General features: G+C 72.2%; 21 protein-coding genes. 13 read left to right on the top strand and 8 right to left on the bottom strand.

What is annotated here, in order from left to right; all coding sequences use genetic code 11:
• Window positions 1-21 precede the first annotated feature (21 nt).
• From EUA94_RS03160 to EUA94_RS03150, 3 genes are all read right to left on the bottom strand, one after another.
• On the bottom strand, window positions 22-3,123 hold the full coding sequence (locus EUA94_RS03160; RefSeq protein WP_129424576.1) for an ATP-binding protein: 3,102 nt from the start codon (window positions 3,121-3,123) through the stop codon (window positions 22-24).
• Window positions 3,124-3,271: 148 nt separating this feature from the next.
• Window positions 3,272-4,672: an FAD-binding oxidoreductase gene (locus EUA94_RS03155; protein WP_129424574.1), complete on the bottom strand. Its 1,401-nt coding sequence runs from the start codon at window positions 4,670-4,672 to the stop codon at window positions 3,272-3,274.
• Window positions 4,673-4,723: 51 nt separating this feature from the next.
• Complete coding sequence (locus EUA94_RS03150) at window positions 4,724-5,329, bottom strand: hypothetical protein (protein ID WP_129424572.1); 606 nt, start codon at window positions 5,327-5,329, stop codon at window positions 4,724-4,726.
• A 137-nt stretch (window positions 5,330-5,466) separates the two neighbouring features.
• On the opposite strand from EUA94_RS03150, the gene EUA94_RS03145 reads away from it, so the two are divergent.
• The 5 genes from EUA94_RS03145 to EUA94_RS03125 all read left to right on the top strand — a co-directional run bounded on the left by EUA94_RS03145 (window position 5,467) and on the right by EUA94_RS03125 (window position 10,610).
• Window positions 5,467-6,012: a DUF2231 domain-containing protein gene (locus tag EUA94_RS03145; protein ID WP_129424570.1), complete on the top strand. Its 546-nt coding sequence runs from the start codon at window positions 5,467-5,469 to the stop codon at window positions 6,010-6,012.
• A 28-nt stretch (window positions 6,013-6,040) separates the two neighbouring features.
• A complete protein-coding gene (locus EUA94_RS03140; RefSeq protein ID WP_129424568.1) occupies window positions 6,041-8,326 on the top strand; it encodes an aminotransferase class III-fold pyridoxal phosphate-dependent enzyme in 2,286 nt (761 codons plus the stop codon).
• Window positions 8,327-8,470: 144 nt separating this feature from the next.
• The gene (locus EUA94_RS03135) at window positions 8,471-8,956 is read left to right on the top strand and encodes a PPOX class F420-dependent oxidoreductase (protein WP_129424566.1); all 486 of its coding nucleotides are present in this window, start codon (window positions 8,471-8,473) and stop codon (window positions 8,954-8,956) included.
• Window positions 8,957-9,001: 45 nt separating this feature from the next.
• Complete coding sequence (locus EUA94_RS03130) at window positions 9,002-9,586, top strand: rhomboid family intramembrane serine protease (RefSeq protein ID WP_207210373.1); 585 nt, start codon at window positions 9,002-9,004, stop codon at window positions 9,584-9,586.
• A 43-nt stretch (window positions 9,587-9,629) separates the two neighbouring features.
• Complete coding sequence (locus EUA94_RS03125) at window positions 9,630-10,610, top strand: SDR family NAD(P)-dependent oxidoreductase (protein ID WP_129424562.1); 981 nt, start codon at window positions 9,630-9,632, stop codon at window positions 10,608-10,610.
• Between the two features lie 27 nt (window positions 10,611-10,637).
• Here EUA94_RS03125 and EUA94_RS22005 read toward each other — a convergent pair whose 3' ends face one another.
• The gene (locus EUA94_RS22005; RefSeq protein ID WP_165356777.1) at window positions 10,638-10,814 is read right to left on the bottom strand and encodes a hypothetical protein; all 177 of its coding nucleotides are present in this window, start codon (window positions 10,812-10,814) and stop codon (window positions 10,638-10,640) included.
• Between the two features lie 240 nt (window positions 10,815-11,054).
• Between EUA94_RS22005 and EUA94_RS03120 the strand changes: the two genes are divergently transcribed.
• The 3 genes from EUA94_RS03120 (at window position 11,055) to EUA94_RS03110 (ending at window position 13,241) form a co-directional block, all read left to right on the top strand.
• Window positions 11,055-11,666, top strand: coding sequence for a flavodoxin family protein (locus EUA94_RS03120; protein WP_129424560.1), 612 nt, complete (start codon window positions 11,055-11,057; stop codon window positions 11,664-11,666).
• Window positions 11,667-11,821: 155 nt separating this feature from the next.
• Window positions 11,822-12,484 carry an ANTAR domain-containing protein gene (locus EUA94_RS03115; RefSeq protein ID WP_129424558.1) on the top strand — a complete coding sequence of 221 codons (663 nt, stop codon included), beginning with the start codon at window positions 11,822-11,824 and terminating at the stop codon, window positions 12,482-12,484.
• Window positions 12,485-12,599: 115 nt separating this feature from the next.
• On the top strand, window positions 12,600-13,241 hold the full coding sequence (locus tag EUA94_RS03110) for a response regulator transcription factor (protein WP_129424556.1): 642 nt from the start codon (window positions 12,600-12,602) through the stop codon (window positions 13,239-13,241).
• 13 nt (window positions 13,242-13,254) lie between these two features.
• Here the strand turns inward: EUA94_RS03110 and EUA94_RS03105 are convergent, their stop codons facing one another.
• Window positions 13,255-13,728: a hypothetical protein gene (locus EUA94_RS03105; RefSeq protein ID WP_242494641.1), complete on the bottom strand. Its 474-nt coding sequence runs from the start codon at window positions 13,726-13,728 to the stop codon at window positions 13,255-13,257.
• A gap of 102 nt (window positions 13,729-13,830) precedes the next feature.
• Between EUA94_RS03105 and EUA94_RS03100 the strand changes: the two genes are divergently transcribed.
• The 3 genes from EUA94_RS03100 to EUA94_RS03090 are packed head-to-tail and all read left to right on the top strand — an operon-like array spanning window position 13,831 to window position 16,168.
• The gene (locus tag EUA94_RS03100; RefSeq protein WP_129424552.1) at window positions 13,831-15,012 is read left to right on the top strand and encodes a zinc-dependent alcohol dehydrogenase; all 1,182 of its coding nucleotides are present in this window, start codon (window positions 13,831-13,833) and stop codon (window positions 15,010-15,012) included.
• A 2-nt stretch (window positions 15,013-15,014) separates the two neighbouring features.
• The gene (locus tag EUA94_RS03095) at window positions 15,015-15,971 is read left to right on the top strand and encodes an iron-containing redox enzyme family protein (protein ID WP_129424550.1); all 957 of its coding nucleotides are present in this window, start codon (window positions 15,015-15,017) and stop codon (window positions 15,969-15,971) included.
• A complete protein-coding gene (locus EUA94_RS03090) occupies window positions 15,968-16,168 on the top strand; it encodes a CDGSH iron-sulfur domain-containing protein (RefSeq protein WP_129424548.1) in 201 nt (66 codons plus the stop codon). The genes EUA94_RS03095 and EUA94_RS03090 overlap by 4 nt, the downstream gene beginning before the upstream one ends.
• Here the strand turns inward: EUA94_RS03090 and EUA94_RS03085 are convergent.
• Complete coding sequence (locus EUA94_RS03085) at window positions 16,165-17,775, bottom strand: phytoene desaturase family protein (RefSeq protein WP_207210372.1); 1,611 nt, start codon at window positions 17,773-17,775, stop codon at window positions 16,165-16,167. The two genes, EUA94_RS03090 and EUA94_RS03085, sit on opposite strands and share 4 nt — an antisense overlap.
• Window positions 17,772-18,209 carry an SRPBCC family protein gene (locus tag EUA94_RS03080; protein WP_129424546.1) on the bottom strand — a complete coding sequence of 146 codons (438 nt, stop codon included), beginning with the start codon at window positions 18,207-18,209 and terminating at the stop codon, window positions 17,772-17,774. Before EUA94_RS03080 ends, EUA94_RS03085 begins: the two co-directional genes overlap by 4 nt.
• Before the next feature lie 99 nt (window positions 18,210-18,308).
• On the opposite strand from EUA94_RS03080, the gene EUA94_RS03075 reads away from it, so the two are divergent.
• Window positions 18,309-18,848 (top strand): hypothetical protein, encoded by a 540-nt coding sequence (locus EUA94_RS03075; protein WP_129424544.1) that lies wholly within the window; start codon window positions 18,309-18,311, stop codon window positions 18,846-18,848.
• Window positions 18,848-19,339, top strand: coding sequence for a DUF421 domain-containing protein (locus EUA94_RS03070; RefSeq protein WP_129424542.1), 492 nt, complete (start codon window positions 18,848-18,850; stop codon window positions 19,337-19,339). Before EUA94_RS03075 ends, EUA94_RS03070 begins: the two co-directional genes overlap by 1 nt.
• A gap of 11 nt (window positions 19,340-19,350) precedes the next feature.
• Here the strand turns inward: EUA94_RS03070 and EUA94_RS03065 are convergent, their stop codons facing one another.
• Complete coding sequence (locus EUA94_RS03065) at window positions 19,351-20,061, bottom strand: GAF and ANTAR domain-containing protein (protein ID WP_129424540.1); 711 nt, start codon at window positions 20,059-20,061, stop codon at window positions 19,351-19,353.
• Window positions 20,062-20,069: the final 8 nt, after the last annotated feature.

Below are 20,069 nucleotides of genomic sequence, written 5' to 3'. Positions count from 1 at the left end.
GTCGAGGGGGCCGGGCGATCGTCATGTGTCTGGGAGGACACCGTCGTGGGGTACGCCGTTCGCGGCCCGGTCGAGCCGCGCGCGCCACAACCGGCTGCCGGTGCGTGCGAGGGCTTCCAGGCCGACGGTCGCGGCCGCTGCCGCCCGGTCCGGGTGGCCGGTGGCTGCCTCGGCCTCGGCGAGCATCGCGTAGATGATCGGGTCGTGCATCCGCGTCCCGGTGGCGCGATAGCCCTCCGCCGCGCCGCGCGCCATCTCGACCGCACCGGTCGCCTGCGGCCCGCCAGCCGTCGCATCGCCCCAGCTCTCGTTGATCGCGGCGAAGTGCTCGAGGAGGGTGGCGCCAGCGAGCCGTCCCAGCCGGCGACCCTCGACACCGTCGTCGCGGGCCTTGCCGGCCTCGTGGAAGGCGGCGTACATCATCCCGCGGGTGGCGAGGGCGTCGCTCTCGTCGGCCGGTCCCGAGAGGTGGGCCTGGTGGACCATCTCGTCCGCCACCGTGACCGCCTCGCTACGACGCCCCGCCTCCGCGAGCGCGTGGCAGAGGAACATCCGGATGCGCACCGCCGGGTCCCCGAAGGCCATGACGAGCACGCCCACGCCGGCCCCCTCCGCGAGCCTGAGTGCATGCTCGAGCTCCTCGACGGCCGGCTCGGCCTCACCGAGGCACCACAGCACCGAACCTCGTGCGAGCCGTCCCAGCAGGGCGAAGCGGTCGGCGGTGTCCGGCGTGGTGACCGACGCCGCGTGGGCCAGGACCATCTCTGCGAGCTGCTGGACCGCTGCGAAGTCGCCCGCCATCAGCAGCCAGAGGTAGCGGCGGTAGACCGCCGCGAACACGTCCGGCCCCGGCTCCAGTCGCAGCGCGAGCTCGAGTGCGCGTCCGAGCGCGGCGCCGGCCTGGGGTGCGCCGAGTCCGAGTCGGGTCATCGCGACGGTGCCGCGTCGCGCCTGCAGGGCCAGCTCGAACCCGTCGCGACGGGCACCCGCGGGCAGCCGCTCCAGCAGGATGAGGGACCGGCCCATGAGGTCCTCGGCGTGGTCGAAGGCAAGCTGGGTCATCGCCCGGTCCACCGCCTCGGTCGCGGTGGCGATGACGAGGCCGGGCTCGACGAGGTCCCCACCCTCCATCAGCTGGTGCGCGACGTCGTCGATGTCCAGGTCGGGACGCGTCGACATCGCCTCGCCGACGGCCGCATGGAGGCGCATCCGCGCGCGGGCGCCCAGCTGGGCGTACAAGGCCTCCCGGATCAGCGCGTGCTGGAAGCGGAGGACCGGCGCGGGCGACCCGACCTCTGCAGCCAGACCGGACGCGACTGCGGCGGCCAGTCCTCGGTCGACGTCGTCGGGGGACAGGCCCGCCACGGCTTCGAGCAGACCGAGCTCGCAGTCGCGCCCGACCACGGCGGTCACGTCGAGCAACCGCCGGGCCTCGACAGGGAGCCGGCTCAGCCGGTGGGTCAGGACGTCGTGGACCGTCCCGGGGATGTCGTCCCAGGCCTCCCCCGGGTCGGGCGAGTCGCGCACCAGCCTCGCCAGTTCCTGGAGGAAGAACGGGTTGCCGCCGGTGCGGGCGGCGGCGCGGGCGGCCAGTGCCTCGTCCGGCTCCCAGCCGAGACGCACGGCGAGGAGGTCGCGGGACGTGGCGTCGGTCAGTCCGCTCAGCCGAACGCGCTCGGTGGCGGGGGTCCGAGCCAACCTGGCCAGCATCGCCCCGAACGCGCCTGCCGGCTCGGCGTCCTCCACGCGGTAGGTGCACAACAGCAGCAGCGGGGCGTCATGTGCCCGTTCGGCCACCGTCGACAGGAGCGCAAGGCTGGCCTCGTCGGCCCAGTGCAGGTCCTCCAGGACGACAAGCAGGTTTCCTGACGTCCGAGCCTCGTCGACGAGGAGGTCGGCCATCGCGTCGTGCAGCGCCGCCTGCGTGAGGTTCGAGCCATCAGTCGTACCCATCACGACGCCGGCCGGCCCGTCGCCGGGGATGCCGGGGAGGTTGCGGAGGACCTGGGCCCACGGCCAGTACGGCGAGCTGTCACTGGTCTCGTTCGTCTGGCCGACGGCCACCGTCGCGCCGGACTCGCGTGCCCTTGCGGCCACCTCCTGCACGAGTCGGGTCTTGCCGATGCCGGCCTCACCCGACACCACCCACACCCCACCGTGGCCGTCAGTGCTCCGGCGTACGGCGCGTTCGAGAACGTCGACCTCAGTGTCGCGGCCCAGCAGCGGGTGCTGGTCCGCCGGGCGAGTCCCTTCCGCTGCCCCTGCGGGGGCCGGGGCGCCCTCGTCGACGGTCGACGTGCGTGGTGGCGACCAGTCCAGCCCCGGGTCCTGCTGCAGGAGCTGGGCGTGCAGCCGACGGAGCGCCGGGCCGGGATCGACCCCTACGTCGTCGGAGAGCTGGTCGCGCAAGGACTGGTAGGCAGCGAGCGCATCGGTCTGGCGGCCACTGCGGTAGAGCGCCACGAGGCGTAGGGCGTGCAGGCTCTCGCGCAGTGGGTGGTCGACCAGGAGGTGCTCCGCGGCCGTGGCCGCGTCGGGGGCGCGACCGACGCCCAGCAGCGCCTCCACCCGGGTCTCCTCTGCCCGCAGCACCAGGTCGCCGAGCCGCTGTGCCTCGGCGCCCGCCACCGGCCCGAGCGCGTCGACCACGTCCCCCAGGGGGTCGCCCGTCACCAGGGCCAGGCCCTCGTCGAGGAGCTCGAGGGCGGCAGCCGGATCGGTGCCCACCCGGGCTCGGGCGGCGTCGGCCAGCCGCGTGAGTCGCCAGGCGTCGAGCGCACCCTCGGGGAGCTCGAGCACGTAGCCGGGCGCCCGGCGCCTGATCCGGACAGACGGCGCCGCGGTCGTGCTGCCGCCGGAGGTGTCACCGAGTGCGCGTCGCAGGCGGGACACACACACCTGCAGCGACGACAACGCGGACTCCGTCGTCGAGTCGCCCCACAGCTCGGTGAGCAGCCGGTCGACGGACACGACCCGACCGGCGTCCGCCGCCAGGAGGCCGAGCAGCCCACGCTGCAGGGGTGACGAGATGCCACACGGTCGGCCCTCGACCGTTGCCGAGACGGGCCCCAGCACGCGTACGAGCGTCTCCGGCGGTGGCGCCGTGACGTGTGCCGGTGTCACGCGGGGCTCCGTTCGAGGTGCACAGATCGAGAGACTAGATCCGCTTCGGCCACGGAGGAAGCCTCTCGATGACGTGGGTGACGCCGGCGTGGCCGCCACGCGTCGGCTGACGTGTGGCGGCCACCCCCCGGTTCTCGCGATGACGTGGTCAGACCGGGCGATTGCTCCGAAAGACGCCCGCCGGGTCGGTCGTGGCCTTCACCCGGCGCAGCCGCGCGCGCGCCTCCGCGGAGAAGGTCGAACCGAGGTCGGATTCGGCGCCCAGGAAGTTGAAGAGCGTCCGCCCGCTGCGCTGCTCGCTGAGCGCCGTACGCACCTCGCCGAATGCCGCCTCGATCGACTCCGGCAGCCCCGGTGCCACGGGGACCCCGAGGCAGAAGACCGAGTACTCCTCGGCGATCGCCCCGTGGGGGCCGTCCTCGGCGGTCGCGCGGGTGAGGGCGCCGCCAAGGTGGCGGATCTGCACCACCGTCAGGGGGACGTCCGCGTCGGCGCCGACGGCATCGACGAGCCGGTCCAGCGTGGCGTCGTCGAGCCCGCGGAGCAGCTCGGAGTACTCCTGGGTCGGCATGGGGTCGACCGGCTCAGCGGCGATGCCTCCGAGCTGGGAGAGCGGGACGAGGCCGACCGTGTCGATGACCTGGGCGGGCAGCTGCCGCAGCCGGCTGACCAACCGGTTGGCCTCGGTCTCCGAGCCGAGGAAGGTCATGTCCACCGCCACGAACGCGCGCCCGCGGATGAGCTCAGGCAGCTCGGGCATCGGCGGGAACCGGAACAGGTGAGCCCACAGGGTGAGCTCGTCGGGGGCGTCGGCCGTGATCTGGCGGAACGCTCTCAGCACCGGCCGGGCCATCTCGAGCGGCCACAGCATCCGACCGCCGACGATCGGCCCCACGTGGTCGAGCATGATCTCGACCGCAAGGACGACCCCGAAGTCGCCACCGCCACCGCACATCGCCCAGAACAGGTCCGGGTCGCTCGCCGGCGAGAGGCGCCGTTGCGTGCCCTCGGCGTCCACGATGTCGAACGCCACGACGCTGTGGGCGGTCATCCCGAGGGCGCGGCTGAACCAGCTGAGCCCGCCGCCGAGGGTGAACCCGACGATGCTCGGGTCGGGGCTGCTGCCTGCCAGGGCCAACAGGCCAGTGGGCTCCAACGCGGCGAGGAGGGTGCCCCACTTGACCCCGGCGCCGACGCGAGCGACGCGACGCTCGACGTCGATGGTGAGCTCCTGGAGCGAGCCGGTGCGCAGCAGGACGGTCCCGGTGAGGGCAGTTGTGGCACCGTGGCCGACGGGCTGCGGGGAGACGGTGAGGCCGTGACGTGCCGCGCAGGTGACCGCGGCCACCACGTCCTCCGCATCGTGCACGGTGACGACCGCGATCGGGTGCTGGTCGACGCTGACGGTCCAGCCCAGGCGGGCCCGGTCCCAGCCGGGGTTCCCCGGCAGGAGGACGCGGCCGGGCAGGAGACCGGCGAGCTCGCGAAGGGCGGAGGCCGGGGCGTCGGGTTGGGGAGCGAGGGGCGGTGAGAGGTCGAGGTCGGTCATGGCGTTGCCTTTCGGATGGTGGGTGAGGAACGGATGAGGAAAGTGGTCGGCTCAGCAGTCGACCGAGGGGTTCCAGGGCGCGAAGACGCCGGTGGGGTTGCTGTCGAAGAGCCAGACGTGGAGGTCGTAGTGGACCGGCATCATCGGGTTGTGGCCGGGCATCGGGCCGTTGAAGGGCTGGCCGAAGAGCGTGGGGCGGTCCGCGTCGGTGTGGAGGTCCTGGTCAGCGTCCGCCTGGAACCACTCCGCGCCCAGCAGGCGCATCGATCCGTCGGCCGTCGGCTCGTAGAGGAGGATCGACGGCTTGGTGGCGTCCGGTGCCTGGGCGGCGCGGGCGGGGTTCAGGTAGTGCACGCCCATCCCGCCCTCGTCGGACACCTCGCACCCGGAGACGGGGATGAAGCCCGCCGCCTCGGCGGCGCGTACGTCGCGAAACGGCGCGAGCGACCTCTTCAGCGCGGCGAGCTGCTTCCCGGCCCCGTCGCGCGAGTGGGTGGCCGCGCCCCCGCTGGGCGGCTCCTCGTCGTGGGCGGTGGCGGCGCCACCGGCGAGCAGGGATCCGGTCAGCAGAGCGGTGCCGGCGGTGGCCGAGACCGCGAGATGGACGAGACCGGCACGGCGGGACGGACGGGCGGAGGTGCGAGTCGAGCGATTCATGGTGGGCTCCAAGGAGGTGGGTCGGATCTGATGTCCGGACCTTGGCCGGACCCGCTTGCCGGTCACTTGCCGTCGGCCAACCGCCGTCTGGCGCCACCTGCATTGACCCCTCGAGCGACTGGGGTGAGGCTGGGGCCATGGACACCCCACGGCTCGTCGGCTGGACCCGGTCCCTCCAGGACACGACCGCGCTCGACGGGGTGGTGCGCCTCATCGAACCGCTCGTCGACGTGGCCTTCGCTAGCGGAAAGCGTGGCGAGGTGCTCCGTGGCGACTGGCTGGGCCACGCGGTGCACCCGGTCCTCACCGACGTCGTCCTCGGCACCTGGGGCTCCGCGACGATCCTCGACCTCATCGGCGGGCGGGACTCGCAGGCCGCGGCGCAGCGCCTCCTCGGTGTCAGCCTGCTGGCGGTCGGCCCCACCGCTTGGAGCGGGTGGGCCGAGTGGGCGAGCGCCCCCGACCGTGACAAGCGGGTCGGAGTCGTGCACGCGGTCACCAACGGCGCCGCGGCGGCGATCTTCGCGTCGTCCTGGCTCGCCCGCCGACGCGGTGAGCACGCGGTCGGCGTACGCCGATCGCTCGCCGGCGCGGCCATGGCGACGGTCGGCGGCTATCTCGGGGGCCACCTGGCGGCGTCGCGCAAGGTCGGCACCCACGACGCGGCCTTCGACGCCGGCTGAGCCCGCACCCGCACTAGGGTGCTGATCCATGTCGTACGAGGTCCTCGAGGTCCCGCCCCCGCGGCTCGCCGCCGAGCGGGTGCCCGAGCTGGTCCGGACCCACTGGGGCGTGACCGGCGAGGTCCGGGCGCTGTCGAGCGAGCGCGACCTCAACTACCTGGTCGGCGAGCACGTGCTCAAGGTGGCGAACCCGGCGGAGGACCCGGCGCTGGTCGACATGGAGGTCGCCGGGATGCGGCACGTGGCGGCCGTCGACCCGGACCTCCCGATCCCGCAGGTGGTGCCGGCGACCGACGGGTCGGACGTCGTCACGATCGTCGACGACGAGGGCCGTGCCTGCCTGGCCCGCCTGATCACGGTCGTGCCGGGAACGCCGCTCGAGGGGCACGTCGTCACCGAGGACCTGGCCGAGCAGGTGGGCGCCGCCACCGCGCGTACGGCCCTCGCGCTACGCGGCTTCTTCCACGCGGCCGGCGGCAGTCGCGCCCTCGACTGGGAGGTGCGCGCCCTGCCGGCCGTCGCGGCGGCCGCGGACCTCGCACCCGACGACCCGCTCCGAGAGGTCGTACGCCGCGTGACCGCGGTCCTGCCGGCGCTGGCCGCGCTGCCCAGCGGCATCCACCACGGCGACGTCACCCTGACCAACCTGCTCGCCACCGACGGCAGGGTCACCGGGGTCATCGACTTCGGCGACATGCACCACACCGCCGATGTCGCGGACCTCGCGGTCGCGCTCACCTCGGTGCTGCGCAACACCAGCGACACCCAGGTCTCGTCGCAGTGGGAGCTGGCGGGGTCGACGCTCCGGGGCTACCAGCGGCTGCGGCCGTTGACCCACGACGAGGTCGAGGTGCTCGGCGAGCTGGTGCTGTCGCGGCTCGCGCTGAGCACGATCATCTCGCGCCGGCGGGCCGTCACGCACCCCGACAACACGGCGTACATCACCCAGTACGACGACGCCAACGCGCGTACGACGACCGAGCTCCTGCGGCTCTCGCCGAGCGAGCTGGCGCAGCGGCTGCACCGACTGGCCGGCACGCGGACGGCGACGCGCGGCGACACCGAGACGCTGCGCAGTCGGCGTGAGGACGCGATGGGCGGAACGGTCGCACCCCTGTTCTACGACCACCCGCTGCAGATCGTCCGTGGCGAGGGCCCGTGGCTCGTCGCGGAGGACGGCCGCCGCTACCTCGACGCCTACAACAACGTCGCCGTCGTCGGCCACGCGGACCCGACCGTCGTCCAGCGCGTCGGCCGCCAGCTCGGGCGGCTCAACACCCACTCGCGCTACCTCCACCCCGAGGTCGTCGAGCTCGCCGAGCGGATCGTCGCGACGATGCCGCCGGGGCTCGACACCGTCCTCTTCACGACGTCCGGCACCGAGGCCAACGAGCTCGCGTGGCGGCTGGCCACCGAGGCGACCGGCGGCACGGGGGCGCTGATCGTCCAGCACTCCTACCACGGCACGACGCGCTGGATGGCGGACCTCAGCTCCAACGAGTGGCCACCGGGACACCGGCCCGACGCCGTCGGCACATTCCGCGCGCCCGTCGACCCGGGCGACCTCGGCATCGGGAGCACGACCGACCAGGTGCGCGCGGCCGCTCGTGCGCTCGCCGACGGCGGGCACCGCCCTGCACTGCTGCTCGCCGACTCGGGCTTCACGAGCGAGGGCGTGCACGACGCCCCCGCGACGTACTTCCAGGGACTGCTCGCCGGCGCCCACTCGGAGGGCGCGCTCTACCTCGCCGACGAGGTGCAGATCGGCTACGGCCGCACCGGACCTGGCCTCTGGCGGTTCGCGCAGTCGGGCGTCGTGCCCGACCTGGTCACCCTCGGCAAGCCCATGGGCGCGGGCTACCCGGTGGGCGCGGTCGTCACCCGGCGCGATCTCGTCGACCGGTTCGCCGAGCGCTACGACTACTTCTCGACCTTCGCCGCCACCCCCGCGGCCGCGGCCGCCGGCAACGCGGTGCTCGACGTGCTCGAGGACCGACGCCTCCCGGAGCGAGCCCTCGTCACCGGCGCCCACCTCCTCGACCGGCTGCGCGACCTCGCGCCTACGACGGACGTGCTGGGCGACGTACGCGGGATGGGCCTGGTCGCCGGTATCGACGTGGTCGACCGACCGACCGCGCGCCGCCTGCTCGAGGCGCTCGTCCGGCAGGGCGCGCTCGCCGGCCTCACCGGACCGGGTGGCGACGTGCTCAAGGTGCGCCCGCCGCTGGTCTGGGACACCTCCCACGCCGACCTCTTCGTCGACTGCCTTGGCCGGGCGCTGGAGGACCTGTCGGGCTCCTCGACGCCGGGGTAGTGACGCCGGGGTAGTCCAGTGAGGGATGGCTGCAGAACGGTCAGTCCTTCAGCCAGATCTCACTGGACTACTACGCCGCAACAGCCAGAAGTCACTGGACTACATCGGGCGGACACGTAGCGGCTCCGGGCTAGCCTCGGGCGCATGGCACCCACGATCGCGACCAACACCGAAGTCGGCCTCGAGCAGCTGCTGGACTTCGTACGCCCACGGCACCGGATGGTCCTCCTGACGCGGCGCAGCGACGGCGGCCCGCAGGCATCGCCGGTCAGCGGCGGCGTCGACGACAGCGGCCGCATCGTCATCGCGACGTACCCGCAGCGCGCCAAGACCAGGAACGCGCGGCATCGTCCCGAGGTGTCGGTCGTGGTGCTGTCGGACGAGTGGGACGACGCGTGGGTGCAGGTCGACGGGGAGTGCGAGGTCCTGGACGCCACTGACGGCGACGAGGCGCTCGATGCGTTCGTGGAGTACTTCCGCAACATCTCGGGCGAGCACTCCGACTGGGACGAGTACCGCGCCGCCATGGTCGACCAGGGCAAGTCGTTGCTGCGGATCACCCCGACCCGCTGGGGGACCGTCTCCACCGGAGGCTTCCCCGCCGAGGTCGCCGCGCGCCGGCAGGAGTGACGCAGGCGCGACGGCGCTTTCACCCCCTTTGTCACGATGGAGGGCATGCAGACCGCGCAGCGCCACGACGCTTGGCAGCAGTCGGCGGTGCTCGTGGGCGCCTTCGTCGCCGTGCTGTGGGGTCTCGAGATCCTCGACACCGCGTCTGACCACGCCCTCGATGCGTACGGCATCCAGCCCCGCTCCGAGGAGGGACTGGTCGGCATCGCGGCCGCCCCGCTGCTGCACTTCGGCTTCGGCCACCTGGTCAGCAACACCGTGCCGGTCGCGGTCCTCGGCTTCCTGACCCTCGCCACCGGCATCGCCCGCGGCCTGCTCGCCACCGCGATCATCTGGGTCGTCGGCGGCCTCGGGGTGTGGGTCTTCGCGCAGCCGGACAGCAACCACGCCGGCGCCTCGGTGCTGATCTTCGGGTGGATCGTCTACCTCGTCGTGCGCGGCTTCCTCAACCGACGCTCGACCGAGATCCTCATCGGCGTCGTGGTGTTCCTGCTCTACAGCGGCGCGCTGCTCGGCGTCCTGCCCGGCCAGCCGGGCGTCTCCTGGCAGGGCCACCTGTTCGGTGCGATCGGCGGGTTCGTCGCGGCGCGACTGCTGACGAACCGCAGCCGCGACGACCTCGCGTACTGAACCCCGAGCGCGGTGAAGACCTCGCTGGTGGGTACGGGACCGCATGACACGCACCCCACGTCCGCTCGCCGGAGACAGCCGCGTCGTCCTCGTGACGGGGGCCTCGAGCGGCATCGGTGAAGCCGTGTGCCGGGTCGCGGCCGCGCATGGCGAGCACGTGGTGCTGCTGGCCCGTGGCCGCGGCTCGCTGGAGCGGGTGGCCGAGGAGTGTGACCGGCTGGGTGCGGCGTCCACGCTCGTCACGCCCGCCGACATCGGTGACGACGCCGCGGTGGCAGCTGCCGTCTCTGCCGCCGTGGCACGCCACGGGCGTCTCGACGTCGTGGTCAGCTGTGCGGGAGTCGTCGCCTACGGCTCGCTCGTCGACGTCCCGGCCGCCGTCTTCGACGGCGTGATCACGACCAACGTCCTCGGCCCCGTCAACCTCGCTCGCCACGTGCTGCCCGTGCTGCGCGAGCAGGACGCAGGGAGCATGGTGCTCGTCGGGTCGGTCATCGGTCACGCCGCAGTGCCGGACATGGCGGCGTACGTCGTGAGCAAGTGGGGTCTGCGCGGTCTCGTCCGTCAGCTCCGCGTCGACAACCGCGACCGTCCGGGCATCCGCTTCGGGTACGTCGCGCCCGGGGGAGTGGACACCCCGATATACCTGCAGGCGGCGACGTACGGCGACTCCGTGGGCCGCCCGCCCTTCCCCGTGGCCTCGCCCGAGCGGATCGCCGGCCGCGTGCTCGCGGTCGCCGACCACTCGTGGCGCGGTGGCCAGGTCGGCATCGCCAACCAGGTGATCCGTCTCGGGTTCAGCACGGTGCCGTGGGCCTACGACCGCCTGGTCGGGCCGCTGTTCGCGGTCGCCGCCCAGGACCAGGTGGCTCCCGTGGTGCGCGGACCGGGCAATGTGCTCGAGTCGCAGCAGGACGGCAACCGGTTGCGGGGTGGGCAGGGCAGCGCCGTGCTCGGGACCTTCCGCAACATCGTCGCGCTGGCACGGCGTCGCGCCCGCCGTCGCGTGCAGCGCCGACGCTGACCGCGTTCGGTCAGCTCGAACCTGGCGTCAGGAGTCCGTCGCCGGCCCGGTCGGGTTGGCGCCGCCCTCCGACTCCCAGCCCTCGTCCTTGCCTGCGTCGTGGGCAGGGTCGTCGTCGGCGTCGGGCACGTTCGTGGGGTCCTGGTCGAACTGCGACTGCGGGTCGCTCTGGGTGTCAGGAGTCGTGTCGTCGGGGGTGGTCATGGCGTTTCCTCAGCGATGGCGTACGTGTGTCTGTCCCGTACCCCGTGGCCACAGAAAAAGTCGTCACATGCTGCATGCCTCTCCGGTCGATGGGTACGAGCAGATCACGTCGGGGCCGCCTCGCCGCGGCCTCGACGGCCGGTCTCACACGAGACCCGTCGGGGATGCCCTCCCGTACGCCGTGCGAGGGCTCCCCGACGCTCGTGCATCGGCTCGGCGGGGATGGGGTACGGCCGTCACATGAGCGACCTCACCTGCCTCGTCCTGAACTGCACCCTCAAGTCGTCTCCCGCGGAGTCCAGCGCCCAGCTGCTCGGCTCGCAGGTCCTCGAGGCCTTCGGCGACCTCGGCGTGACCGGCTCGATCGAGCGGGTCGTCGACCACGACGTCCGCTTCGGGGTCAGCACGGACGAGGGTGACGGGGACGGGTGGCCGGCCCTGCGCCAGAAGATGCTCGACGCCGACATCTTCGTGCTCGTGACACCGATCTGGATGGGGCAGCCCGGCTCGGTCTCGAAGATGGTGCTCGAGCGGCTCGATGCCGAGCTCTCCGAGACCGATGACGAGGGGCGGCTGCTGACCTTCGGCAAGGTGGCGGGCGTGGGTGTCGTGGGCAACGAGGACGGCGCCCACCACACCAGCGCGGAGCTCTTCCAGGCCCTCAACGACGTCGGCTTCACGCTGCCCGCGCAGGCGGTGACCTACTGGGTCGGTGAGGCCATGCAGGCCGTCGACTACCAGGACCTCGACGAGACGCCGGAGAAGACGGCCGGGACCACCGAGGTCCTCGCCCGGCACGCCACCCACCTGGCCCGGCTCCTGAAGCAGGCGGCGTACCCCGTCGGCGAGTGATGCTCCGGGTCGGATCGGACCGCCCCGCCGGTGCCGATGGTGGGGGCGTACCCCGTTGGACGGGACTCATGCGCGCACGCCCGGGCGGGTGTGGTGGCCGCTGGGTGGGGGGAGGAGAGTCGACGTTCGCACCCATCGACGTCGAGGGGGAACGCATGGAGCTGCTGCCCCAGAGCAAGGAAGCCCTGGACGAGTACGTCACGCCGTCAGTCGACGACGTGGAGGGCTTGCTGCGGGTGATCGAGGGCTGGGCCGTCCGCACCGTGCCGGAGTGTGTCGCGCTGAGCGTCACGATGCTCGACGACGACCTCACCTTCACGCTTGTCGACACGGATGCCGGCGCCGACCTGACGGTCGCACCGGGACGAGAAGACGCGGGTGCTCGTTCCGACGACCTGCACTACCTGATGGACGAGGGCGGCTGGGCCGAGATGGCGCGCGAACGCGCCTTCGCCGGCATCGCCAGCACGATCTGCCTACCCGTGGTCGAGGCGGGGCGCGCCGTGCTCAACATCGACCTCTACGCCTCGACGGCGCATGCCTTCCACGACCGGATCGACGGCCTGGTCGCAGCGCTGGGTGCGTGGCAGGCGGGTGCCGTGACCAACGCCGACCTCGGGTTCGACACCCTCCGGCGAGCCCAGGCGGCTCCCGCACGCCTGCGTGAGCAGCGCCTGGTGGACGTCGCCATCGGGCTGGTCGCCGCCCGCGTGGGCGTCACCACCGACGACGCGTGCGGGATGCTGGAGCAGGCAGCTGAGGAGGCCGGCATCACCGAGGCCCAGGTCGCAGCCGTTGCCCGGGTCCTGCTCGCCTGAACGACCGCCGTTGCACGTCCCACCACTCGGTGGCGTATGTGCCACGCCCATCGGGGTACGTCAGGTCATGGAACGACACGGAAACCCCCCCGCCAGGCACATCAAGGTCGCCCTCATGGACGAGAGCGAGCTGGTGGTGCACGGCATCCGCTCGATGTTCGAGCCGCACTCCGCGGTCATCTCGGTAGTCGCCTACCGCACCGCCGGACCGGCTCCGCTGTCCGACCTCACCCTCTACGACCCGTCCGCCCACCGGCGTACGGCGGGAGCGCGCGGCGTGCCCGGGCGGTTCCCGACCCGCATGGTCGCCTACGGCTGGGACTGCAGCCCCGAGGCCGTCTCCACCGAGATGTCGCGCGGCGCCGCGGGCTTCGTCAGCAAGTGGCTGCCCACCCGCCGACTCATCTGGAACCTCCTGCAGGCCGCCGAGGGCCGCGTCGTCGTCGACGCCTGGACCGGTCGGGGCGAACCGACCCGTCCCACCAACGACACCTGGGCCCTGACCCACCGCGAGACCGAGGTGCTCTCGATGATCGCCTCGGGCCTGGCCAACCGCGAGATCGCCGAGCAGACGAACCTCAGCATCAACTCGGTGAAGTCCTACATCCGCGGCGCGTACGCCAAGATCGAGGTCACCTCGCGCTCGCAGGCGGTCCTGTGGGCCATCCAGCACGGGCTCCTGATGTCCCCGAACACCGAACCTGCCGCGCCCCGCATGGTGCGACCTGTCGGCGCGCGGCTGAGCGCGTCTGCCTGACCGCGACCGCACGCTAGTCGTACTCGGGGTCGCCCTCGACATCTGCCGGCCGGGCCTCGTGGCCGTCGCGGCCCCTGGTCCGGCGCAGCTCCTTCATCTCGGCCTCGAAGACGTGGCGCTGTCCCTCGACCAGCTGGTCGAGGGCACGCTGGTGGAGCTCCTTGGCCCGCGCGTAGAAGCCGTCGTCGAACAGCTCGACCATCTGGAACGACCACATCCCCGGCAGCGGATTGGCGCCGAGCAGGTCCCGGTCGATCGCTCCTGCCAGGTCGTCGTGCCCGGCGTCGCGCAGGTGGTCGTACGCCTCCTCCATCGTGCTCTCGGCGCTGCCCATCAGCCGGTGGAAGGCGAAGAGGTGGCCACGGGCGTCCTCGACGTGGTCGAGCGCTGCCGACAGCTTGCCGAGCGCCTCGACCGTCTCGTCCGTGACGCCCTCCGGACGGCGGTGCTCGGGAGCCGGCTGGTCGGGGCGTTCGTCGTCGGTCACGGTCCGAGGGTCGCAGCACATCTATCGATCCCGTCACCCCACAATGGGCGGGATCGCCCGGCCCGAGCGCATGCTCACCTGCGGGTTGGGCACTGTCCAACCATGAGAGCAGTCACGTGGCAGGGCAAGCAGGACATGCAGGTCATCGAGGTTCCGGACGCGGTGATCGAGCAGCCGACCGATGTCGTCGTGGACATCACGTCGACCGGACTGTGCGGGTCGGACCTCCACCTCTACGACCCGTTGTCGCCGTTCATGACGGCGGGCGACATCGTCGGCCACGAGTCGATGGGGATCGTGCGCGAGGTGGGCTCGGCGGTCCAGACCCTGCAGGTGGGCGACCGGGTCGTCGTCCCCTTCAACATCAGCTGCGGGTCGTGCTGGATGTGCGACCGCGGGCTGTTCAGCCAGTGCGAAACCACCCAGAACACCGACACCGGCACGGGCGCCAGCCTCTTCGGCTACAGCAAGCTCTACGGGCAGGTGCCCGGCGGGCAGGCAGAGATGCTGCGCGTGCCCTTCGGCGACGCACTGCCGATCAAGGTCCCGCACGGGCCGCCGGACGACCGGTTCCTCTTCCTCTCCGACGTCCTGCCCACTGCGTGGCAGGCCGTCGAGTACGCCGACGTCGAGGACGGCGGCACGCTGGCGATCATCGGCGCGGGTCCGATCGGCGACATGGCCGCCCGCATCGCCCTGCACCGTGGCCTCGACGTCATCGTCGTCGACTCGGTCCGCGAGCGGCTCGCCCGCATCCACGGCCGCGGGGGCAGCACGATCGACCACACCGAGGTCGACGGGGTGGGGGACGCCATCCGGGAGATGACGCACGGCCGCGGTGCCGACGCCGTGATCGACGCGGTCGGCATGGAGGCTCATGGCTCGCCCGTCGCCGAGACCGCCCAGAAGGCGCTCGGCCTGCTGCCGAAGAAGGTGCAGGAGAAGGTGATGCTCAACGTGGGTAGCGACCGGCTGGCAGCCCTTCTGAGCGCCATCGACTCGGTACGTCGCGGCGGCACGATCAGCATCTCCGGCGTGTACGGCGCCCCGACCGACCCGCTCCCGATGTTCGAGCTCTTCGACAAGCAGATCCAGCTGCGCATGGGCCAGGCCAACGTCCACCGGTGGAGCGACGAGATCCTCGCCCTGCTCCAGCAGGACGAGGACGTGCTCGGTGTCGAGACGTTCGCGACCCACCACCTGCCGCTCACCGACGCCCCCGAGGCCTACCGGAAGTTCCGCGACAAGGAGGACGGCATGGTCAAGGTGGTGTTCACGCCGTGAGGATGCCGAAAGCTCGCGGGCCGCTCAGTGAGTGGGTCGTGGCCCGGCTCGCCGAAGGCGATACTTACCTTGGTGGGTCCGCACCGCTGCCTGCCGATCAGGACGACGAGGCCATCGCCCTCTGGACCCTGCATGAGCTGTCCTACCGCGGCTTCGAGGACGCGTCGGACGACGCCGAGCGCAACCCCGTGGTCGTCGTCGTACGCCATGACCTCGAGTCGTCGCTCGAGCGACGGCTGCGCGGCCGGTGGGACCACGCGGACAGGCCGAACCTGCCTGCCGCTGCCGACGTGCCGGCCGAGCTCGAGGAGCTGGTCGCGTCCGACGACGGACCCTCCCTGGCCGACCACGTACGTCGCTCCGCCGACGTGGACCAGGTCCTAGAGCTGCTGCGCCAGCGCTCGGTCTACCAGCTCAAGGAGGCCGACCCGACCGCCTGGGTCGTGCCGCACCTGCCGACCCGGGCCAAGGCGGCGCTGATGGAGCTGCAGTTCGACGAGTACGGCAACGGCAATCCCAACCTGCTGCACGCGCACCTGTTCGCGAAGGGCCTCGAGTCCGTCGGCCTGCGCTCGGAGTACGGCGGCTACGTCGACGACGCCCTGCCCGAGACCCTCGAGCTCAACAACGCGCTCTCGATGTTCGGCATGCAGCGACGCCTGCGAGGCGCGGCGATGGGTCACCTCGCCGCCTTCGAGATGACCAGCTCGCTGCCCGCCCGCAAGATCGCGCAGGGCCTCGGTCGTCTCGGGCTGGACGGCGACATGGTCGGCTACTACGACGAGCACGTCGAGGCGGACGCCGTCCACGAGCAGCTGGCCGCACGCGACATCTGCGGCACCCTCGCGGAGGACGAGCCCGACCAGGTCGCGGAGATCCTCTTTGGGGCGTTCACCTGCCTGGACCTCGAGTCGCGGGTCGCGACGGCGCTCTTCCGCGCGTGGGGTGTCGAGCGATGAGTGAGGCCGACTTCGACCACCCCGACATCGTGCTGGAGCCCCACGGGCCGATGCTGGTGCGCGGCGCATCGACCATCCGGGACGCCGAGGGCACGCTGCACCGCGTCGAGCGGCCGGTGGTGGCGCTGTGCCGCTGCGACAAGTCGAGCCGGAAGCCGTGGTGCGACGGGACGCACAAGGTCATCCCGCGCCGCTAGGGCGTACGTCGTCGCCGCGCCAGCCGCGTGCGGTGGTGCCACAGGGCCGCACGTGCGGCATTCGCGCCGGCTGCGCCGTGGACGCCGCCGCCGGGGTGCGCCGATGCCGAGCTGAGGTAGAGCCCGGCCACACCGGTGGCCGCCCGCCCGCGCATCGCCGGCACGGGTCGGAAGACCAGCTCCTGGTGGAGCTGCGAGGTGCCTCCGTTGACGGCACCGCCGATGAGGTTCGCGTTGCGCGCCTCCAGCTCGTGGGGACCCAGCACCCGGCGGGCGGCGACGAGGGCGCCGAAACCGGGCGCCCTCGTCTCCAACCGTGCCTGCATGCGGTCGGCGAACCGCTCCAGGTCGTCGTGGCCCCAGCGGCCGCTGACCTCACCGCCGGCGTCGCTCCGGGTGGCACCGGGTTGCGGCACGTGCGTGTAGGCCCAGAACGACTCGGTGCCGGCCGGGGAGCGCGAGGCGTCGCTGGTCGTCATCTGGCCGGTCAGCATGAAGGGACGGTCGGGCACCACGCCCGAGGCGACCTGGGCGAGCGTCTGCGTCATCTCGTCCACGGAGTCCGCGACGTGCACTGTTCCGGGCGCGGCGGCAGGGGCAGGTGCGCCGGCCCAGGGGACGGCTCCGGTCAGGGCCCAGTCGACCTTGACCGTGCCGGGGTCGAGCTCGAAGTCCCGCATCCCGCGCACCACCCGTGCCGGCAGGTCCTCCTTGCGCACGAGCCCTCCGAAGAGGCGCGGGGCCACGACGTCGGCGACGACCACCGGGGCGTCGTACCGCTCGCCGTCCCGGGTCGCGACACCCGTGACCGCACCACCGCGTACGACGACGCGAGTGACCGGTGTGCCGGTCTCGAGCCGGCCGCCGAGGCTGGTGAACCGTGCGACGAGTGCGTCGGTGAGGGCCTGGGCGCCACCCTGCGGGACCGGGAAGCCGACGGTCTGTCCGAGCATCGTCATCAGGACCCCGAAGCCCCCGGACCCCGGCGATGACAGCGGGAAGTCGGCATGGCCGGCGTTGCCGGCCAGCAGCAGTCGTGCGGCGGGTCCGCCGAAGAGCTCGCGACCCAGCGAGGCGACCGGCGTGGCCATCATCCGGACCGTGTCGAGGCCACCCGACCGCGCGAGCCCCGGCAGCAGCCGAGCGCCGGCCCGCACCGGCGGGAACGGCGAGGTGAGGGCGTCGACCAGCGGCTCTCCGATGCGGTCCCAGGTGCGGCAGAGGTCCAGCCATGCCTCGCCGTCACCGGCGTGCAGCGCATCCAGCCCGGAGGCCGTCAGCTCCCGGTCGCGGTGCAGCAGCGCCCACTGGCCGTCACCGAACGGGTGCCCGAGCACGGCCGGGGCGTGCTCCCACACCAGGCCGTGCTGCTCGAGCTGTAGCGAGGTCATCGCCCGCGAGGCCACGGCCAAGGGGTAGAACGCGCTGAACGTGTCGTGGACGAAGTCGGGGTGCAGCTCACGATCGCTGCGTACGGCGCCTCCCGGCGTGGACTGCGCCTCCAGCACCAGGACGTCCCACCCGGCGTCGGCCAGCAGGTTGGCCGCGACGAGGCCGTTGGGACCCGCCCCGATCACGATGGCGTCGTGGCGGTGTCCCGACGTCACCGGGTCCGGCCCTCCACCAGCATGGCGAGGCGGCGCAACGTCTCGATGTTGCGCACGTGCAGCTGCACGTCCTGCACGGGCTTCGGGATGAGGGCTCCGGGGCCGGAGGTCGCCTGCTCGACGATCGTCACCATCGTGTCGGTGCCGCGGGGCTCCAGGATGATCTCGACATGGGCCTGGCCGGCCGGCCATCCACGCGCCAGCAGCAGCAACCGATGGCCCTCCTCCACCTCCAGCACCTCGGTCGTGTCGTCGATGAGCAGTGGCCACGAGCCGACGCTGTGGTGCAGTCTCGTCCCGACCGCGGGCCAGCCCGCGTCGACGTCACGCATCCGTGCCGCACCGACGACGAACAGGGCGTAGAGCCAGCCGTCGGCGAGCACTGACCACACCTGCTCCGGGGTCGCGGACACCGGACGGCTGGTCGTGCTCATCTGCTGCTCTCCTGCATGCCTCCGCCGTACCCCGACGGCACCGACACATACGGCCGCGCTTGACCGCGATCCAGCACGACATGCTGCGAAGATGTTGCTGTGCGGGAATCGTTGACCTCGCGATCCGACGCGACGACGTCGGACCTGAGTGACGCGCCGCCCCGGACGGGGTCGCGGGTCGGCCGCCGCATCGGTGTCGCCGTCCTCATCACGATCGTCCTCGCGGCCGGCTTCGACGCGCTGGGCCCCCGCGCGGGTGACACCTCTGCTGTCGGCGGTGGATATGCCGTGGGCCTCGAGTACGCGCAGATCGCTCGAGCTGGCGAGCCGGCGCCGCTCACTCTGACCATCACCACCGACACCGGGTTCGGCGACTCGGTGCAGGTCCGCTTCTGCAGCACGTACTTCGACCATCTCGACTTCCAGTCGTGGTACCCGAACCCGTCCGCGGAGACGTCCGAGGCGGACTGGGTCGTCTACGAGTTCGACCCGCCACCGGCAGGTCGGTCGTTGCGCGTCGCGCTCGACGCCAGGGTGGCGCCCGGGCAGCTGGGCGGTCTCGACAGGTGCGAGGTCAGCGTGCTCGACAAAGACGAACCTGTGGTCACGGCGACCTGGACGACGTGGAGGATGCCCTGATGGACATCCTGGTCCGCTCGCTCGTGATCTTCGCGTTCCTGTGGTTCGTGGTCCGGGTCGGCGGCAAGCGCGAGGTCGCACAGCTCTCGGCGTTCGACATGATCCTGCTGATCACGGTCGGCGACCTCGTCAGCCAGGGGATCGTGCAGGAGGACTATTCCGTGACCGCGGCGATCATCGCGGTCGCAACCTTCACTCTCGCCGGCATCCTCCTCAACGACCTGACCTTCCGGTTCCCGCGCTTCCGGCCGTGGCTCGCCGGCCGTGCGCGCGTGGTCGTCCGTGACGGTGAGCCACTCCTCCAGACGCTCGCCGGCGAACGGATGACCATCCAGGACCTCCACGAGGCGGCACGGCAGAACGGCATCCGCAGGCTGCGCGACATCGAGCTCTGCGTGCTGGAGAACGACGGCTCGTTCTCCTTCTTCACCCGCAACGACGACAAGGACGACAAGGACGGATCGTCCGGTGGTCCGGACCCCCTCGGCTAGGCGGCCGGGGCTCAGCCGGGCAGGGCGCCGTGCTCGAGGACGTGCTCAGCGACCTCGCCGATCTTCGTACGCCGGCTGCGCGCGGCCGTACGGAGCGCGTTGAAGGCGACCACCGGGTCGACCGACTGCGTGGCCATCACGTAGCCGACGGCGCGCTCGATCACCACCCGGTAGTCGAGGGCGTACTGGAGCTGTCGGGCCAGCTCGCCGGCCGTGTGCGCCTGCAGCGCGGCCGTGAGCGTCGTGGCGATCACCTCGGCGTACTGCGCGAGGGCAGCCACCTCGCTGTCGTCCCAGTCATGGGCCGACTCGCGGTAGACGTCGAGCGTGCCGACGGGCACGCCGCCGATCCGCACCGGAGTGCCGAGCACCGCGCGCACCGGCAGGTCCACCATCGCTCGCGACAGCACCGGCCAGCGCTCGGTCTCGGCTGTGACGTCGCTCGACGTGACCACGCTCGCCGTCACGTACGCCGAGGTGCACGGTCCTTCGCCCGCGTCGGCCTCCGTCTTCTCCAGGACCCGCCCGGCGCCGTCGCTCGCCGCGACGTAGCGCAGGAGGTCCTGGTCGTCGGCGACGAGGATCCCGGCGCCGTCCACGGCGAAGAGGGCGACGCAGGCGTCCAGCACCTGCTCGAGGGCCCCCACGACACCGTCGTGGCCCTGCCCGGTGGTGGCGAGCTGGCGCAGGCTGACCGCCAGGGCGGCAGCGTCGATGCTCATGGTCGCGA

The sequence above is a fragment of the Nocardioides zhouii genome, from assembly GCF_004137345.1.
GTDB lineage: Bacteria > Actinomycetota > Actinomycetes > Propionibacteriales > Nocardioidaceae > Nocardioides > Nocardioides zhouii.
Note: the sequence above shows the minus strand (reverse complement) of the source record. Positions and strands in the feature narration are given on the sequence as shown.

Bases quoted from the DNA above. Each gene is read 5' to 3' on its own strand.
- EUA94_RS03155 (WP_129424574.1), bottom strand. From the start codon at position 4,672: ATGACCGACCTCGACCTCTCACCGCCCCTCGCTCCCCAACCCGACGCC.
- EUA94_RS03150 (WP_129424572.1), bottom strand. From the start codon at position 5,329: ATGAATCGCTCGACTCGCACCTCCGCCCGTCCGTCCCGCCGTGCCGGT.
- EUA94_RS03145 (WP_129424570.1), top strand. From the start codon at position 5,467: ATGGACACCCCACGGCTCGTCGGCTGGACCCGGTCCCTCCAGGACACG.
- EUA94_RS03140 (WP_129424568.1), top strand. From the start codon at position 6,041: ATGTCGTACGAGGTCCTCGAGGTCCCGCCCCCGCGGCTCGCCGCCGAG.
- EUA94_RS03135 (WP_129424566.1), top strand. From the start codon at position 8,471: ATGGCACCCACGATCGCGACCAACACCGAAGTCGGCCTCGAGCAGCTG.
- EUA94_RS03130 (WP_207210373.1), top strand. From the start codon at position 9,002: ATGCAGACCGCGCAGCGCCACGACGCTTGGCAGCAGTCGGCGGTGCTC.
- EUA94_RS03125 (WP_129424562.1), top strand. From the start codon at position 9,630: ATGACACGCACCCCACGTCCGCTCGCCGGAGACAGCCGCGTCGTCCTC.
- EUA94_RS22005 (WP_165356777.1), bottom strand. From the start codon at position 10,814: ATGACCACCCCCGACGACACGACTCCTGACACCCAGAGCGACCCGCAG.
- EUA94_RS03120 (WP_129424560.1), top strand. From the start codon at position 11,055: ATGAGCGACCTCACCTGCCTCGTCCTGAACTGCACCCTCAAGTCGTCT.
- EUA94_RS03115 (WP_129424558.1), top strand. From the start codon at position 11,822: ATGGAGCTGCTGCCCCAGAGCAAGGAAGCCCTGGACGAGTACGTCACG.
- EUA94_RS03110 (WP_129424556.1), top strand. From the start codon at position 12,600: ATGGACGAGAGCGAGCTGGTGGTGCACGGCATCCGCTCGATGTTCGAG.
- EUA94_RS03100 (WP_129424552.1), top strand. From the start codon at position 13,831: ATGAGAGCAGTCACGTGGCAGGGCAAGCAGGACATGCAGGTCATCGAG.
- EUA94_RS03095 (WP_129424550.1), top strand. From the start codon at position 15,015: ATGCCGAAAGCTCGCGGGCCGCTCAGTGAGTGGGTCGTGGCCCGGCTC.
- EUA94_RS03090 (WP_129424548.1), top strand. From the start codon at position 15,968: ATGAGTGAGGCCGACTTCGACCACCCCGACATCGTGCTGGAGCCCCAC.
- EUA94_RS03080 (WP_129424546.1), bottom strand. From the start codon at position 18,209: ATGAGCACGACCAGCCGTCCGGTGTCCGCGACCCCGGAGCAGGTGTGG.
- EUA94_RS03070 (WP_129424542.1), top strand. From the start codon at position 18,848: ATGGACATCCTGGTCCGCTCGCTCGTGATCTTCGCGTTCCTGTGGTTC.
- EUA94_RS03065 (WP_129424540.1), bottom strand. From the start codon at position 20,061: ATGAGCATCGACGCTGCCGCCCTGGCGGTCAGCCTGCGCCAGCTCGCC.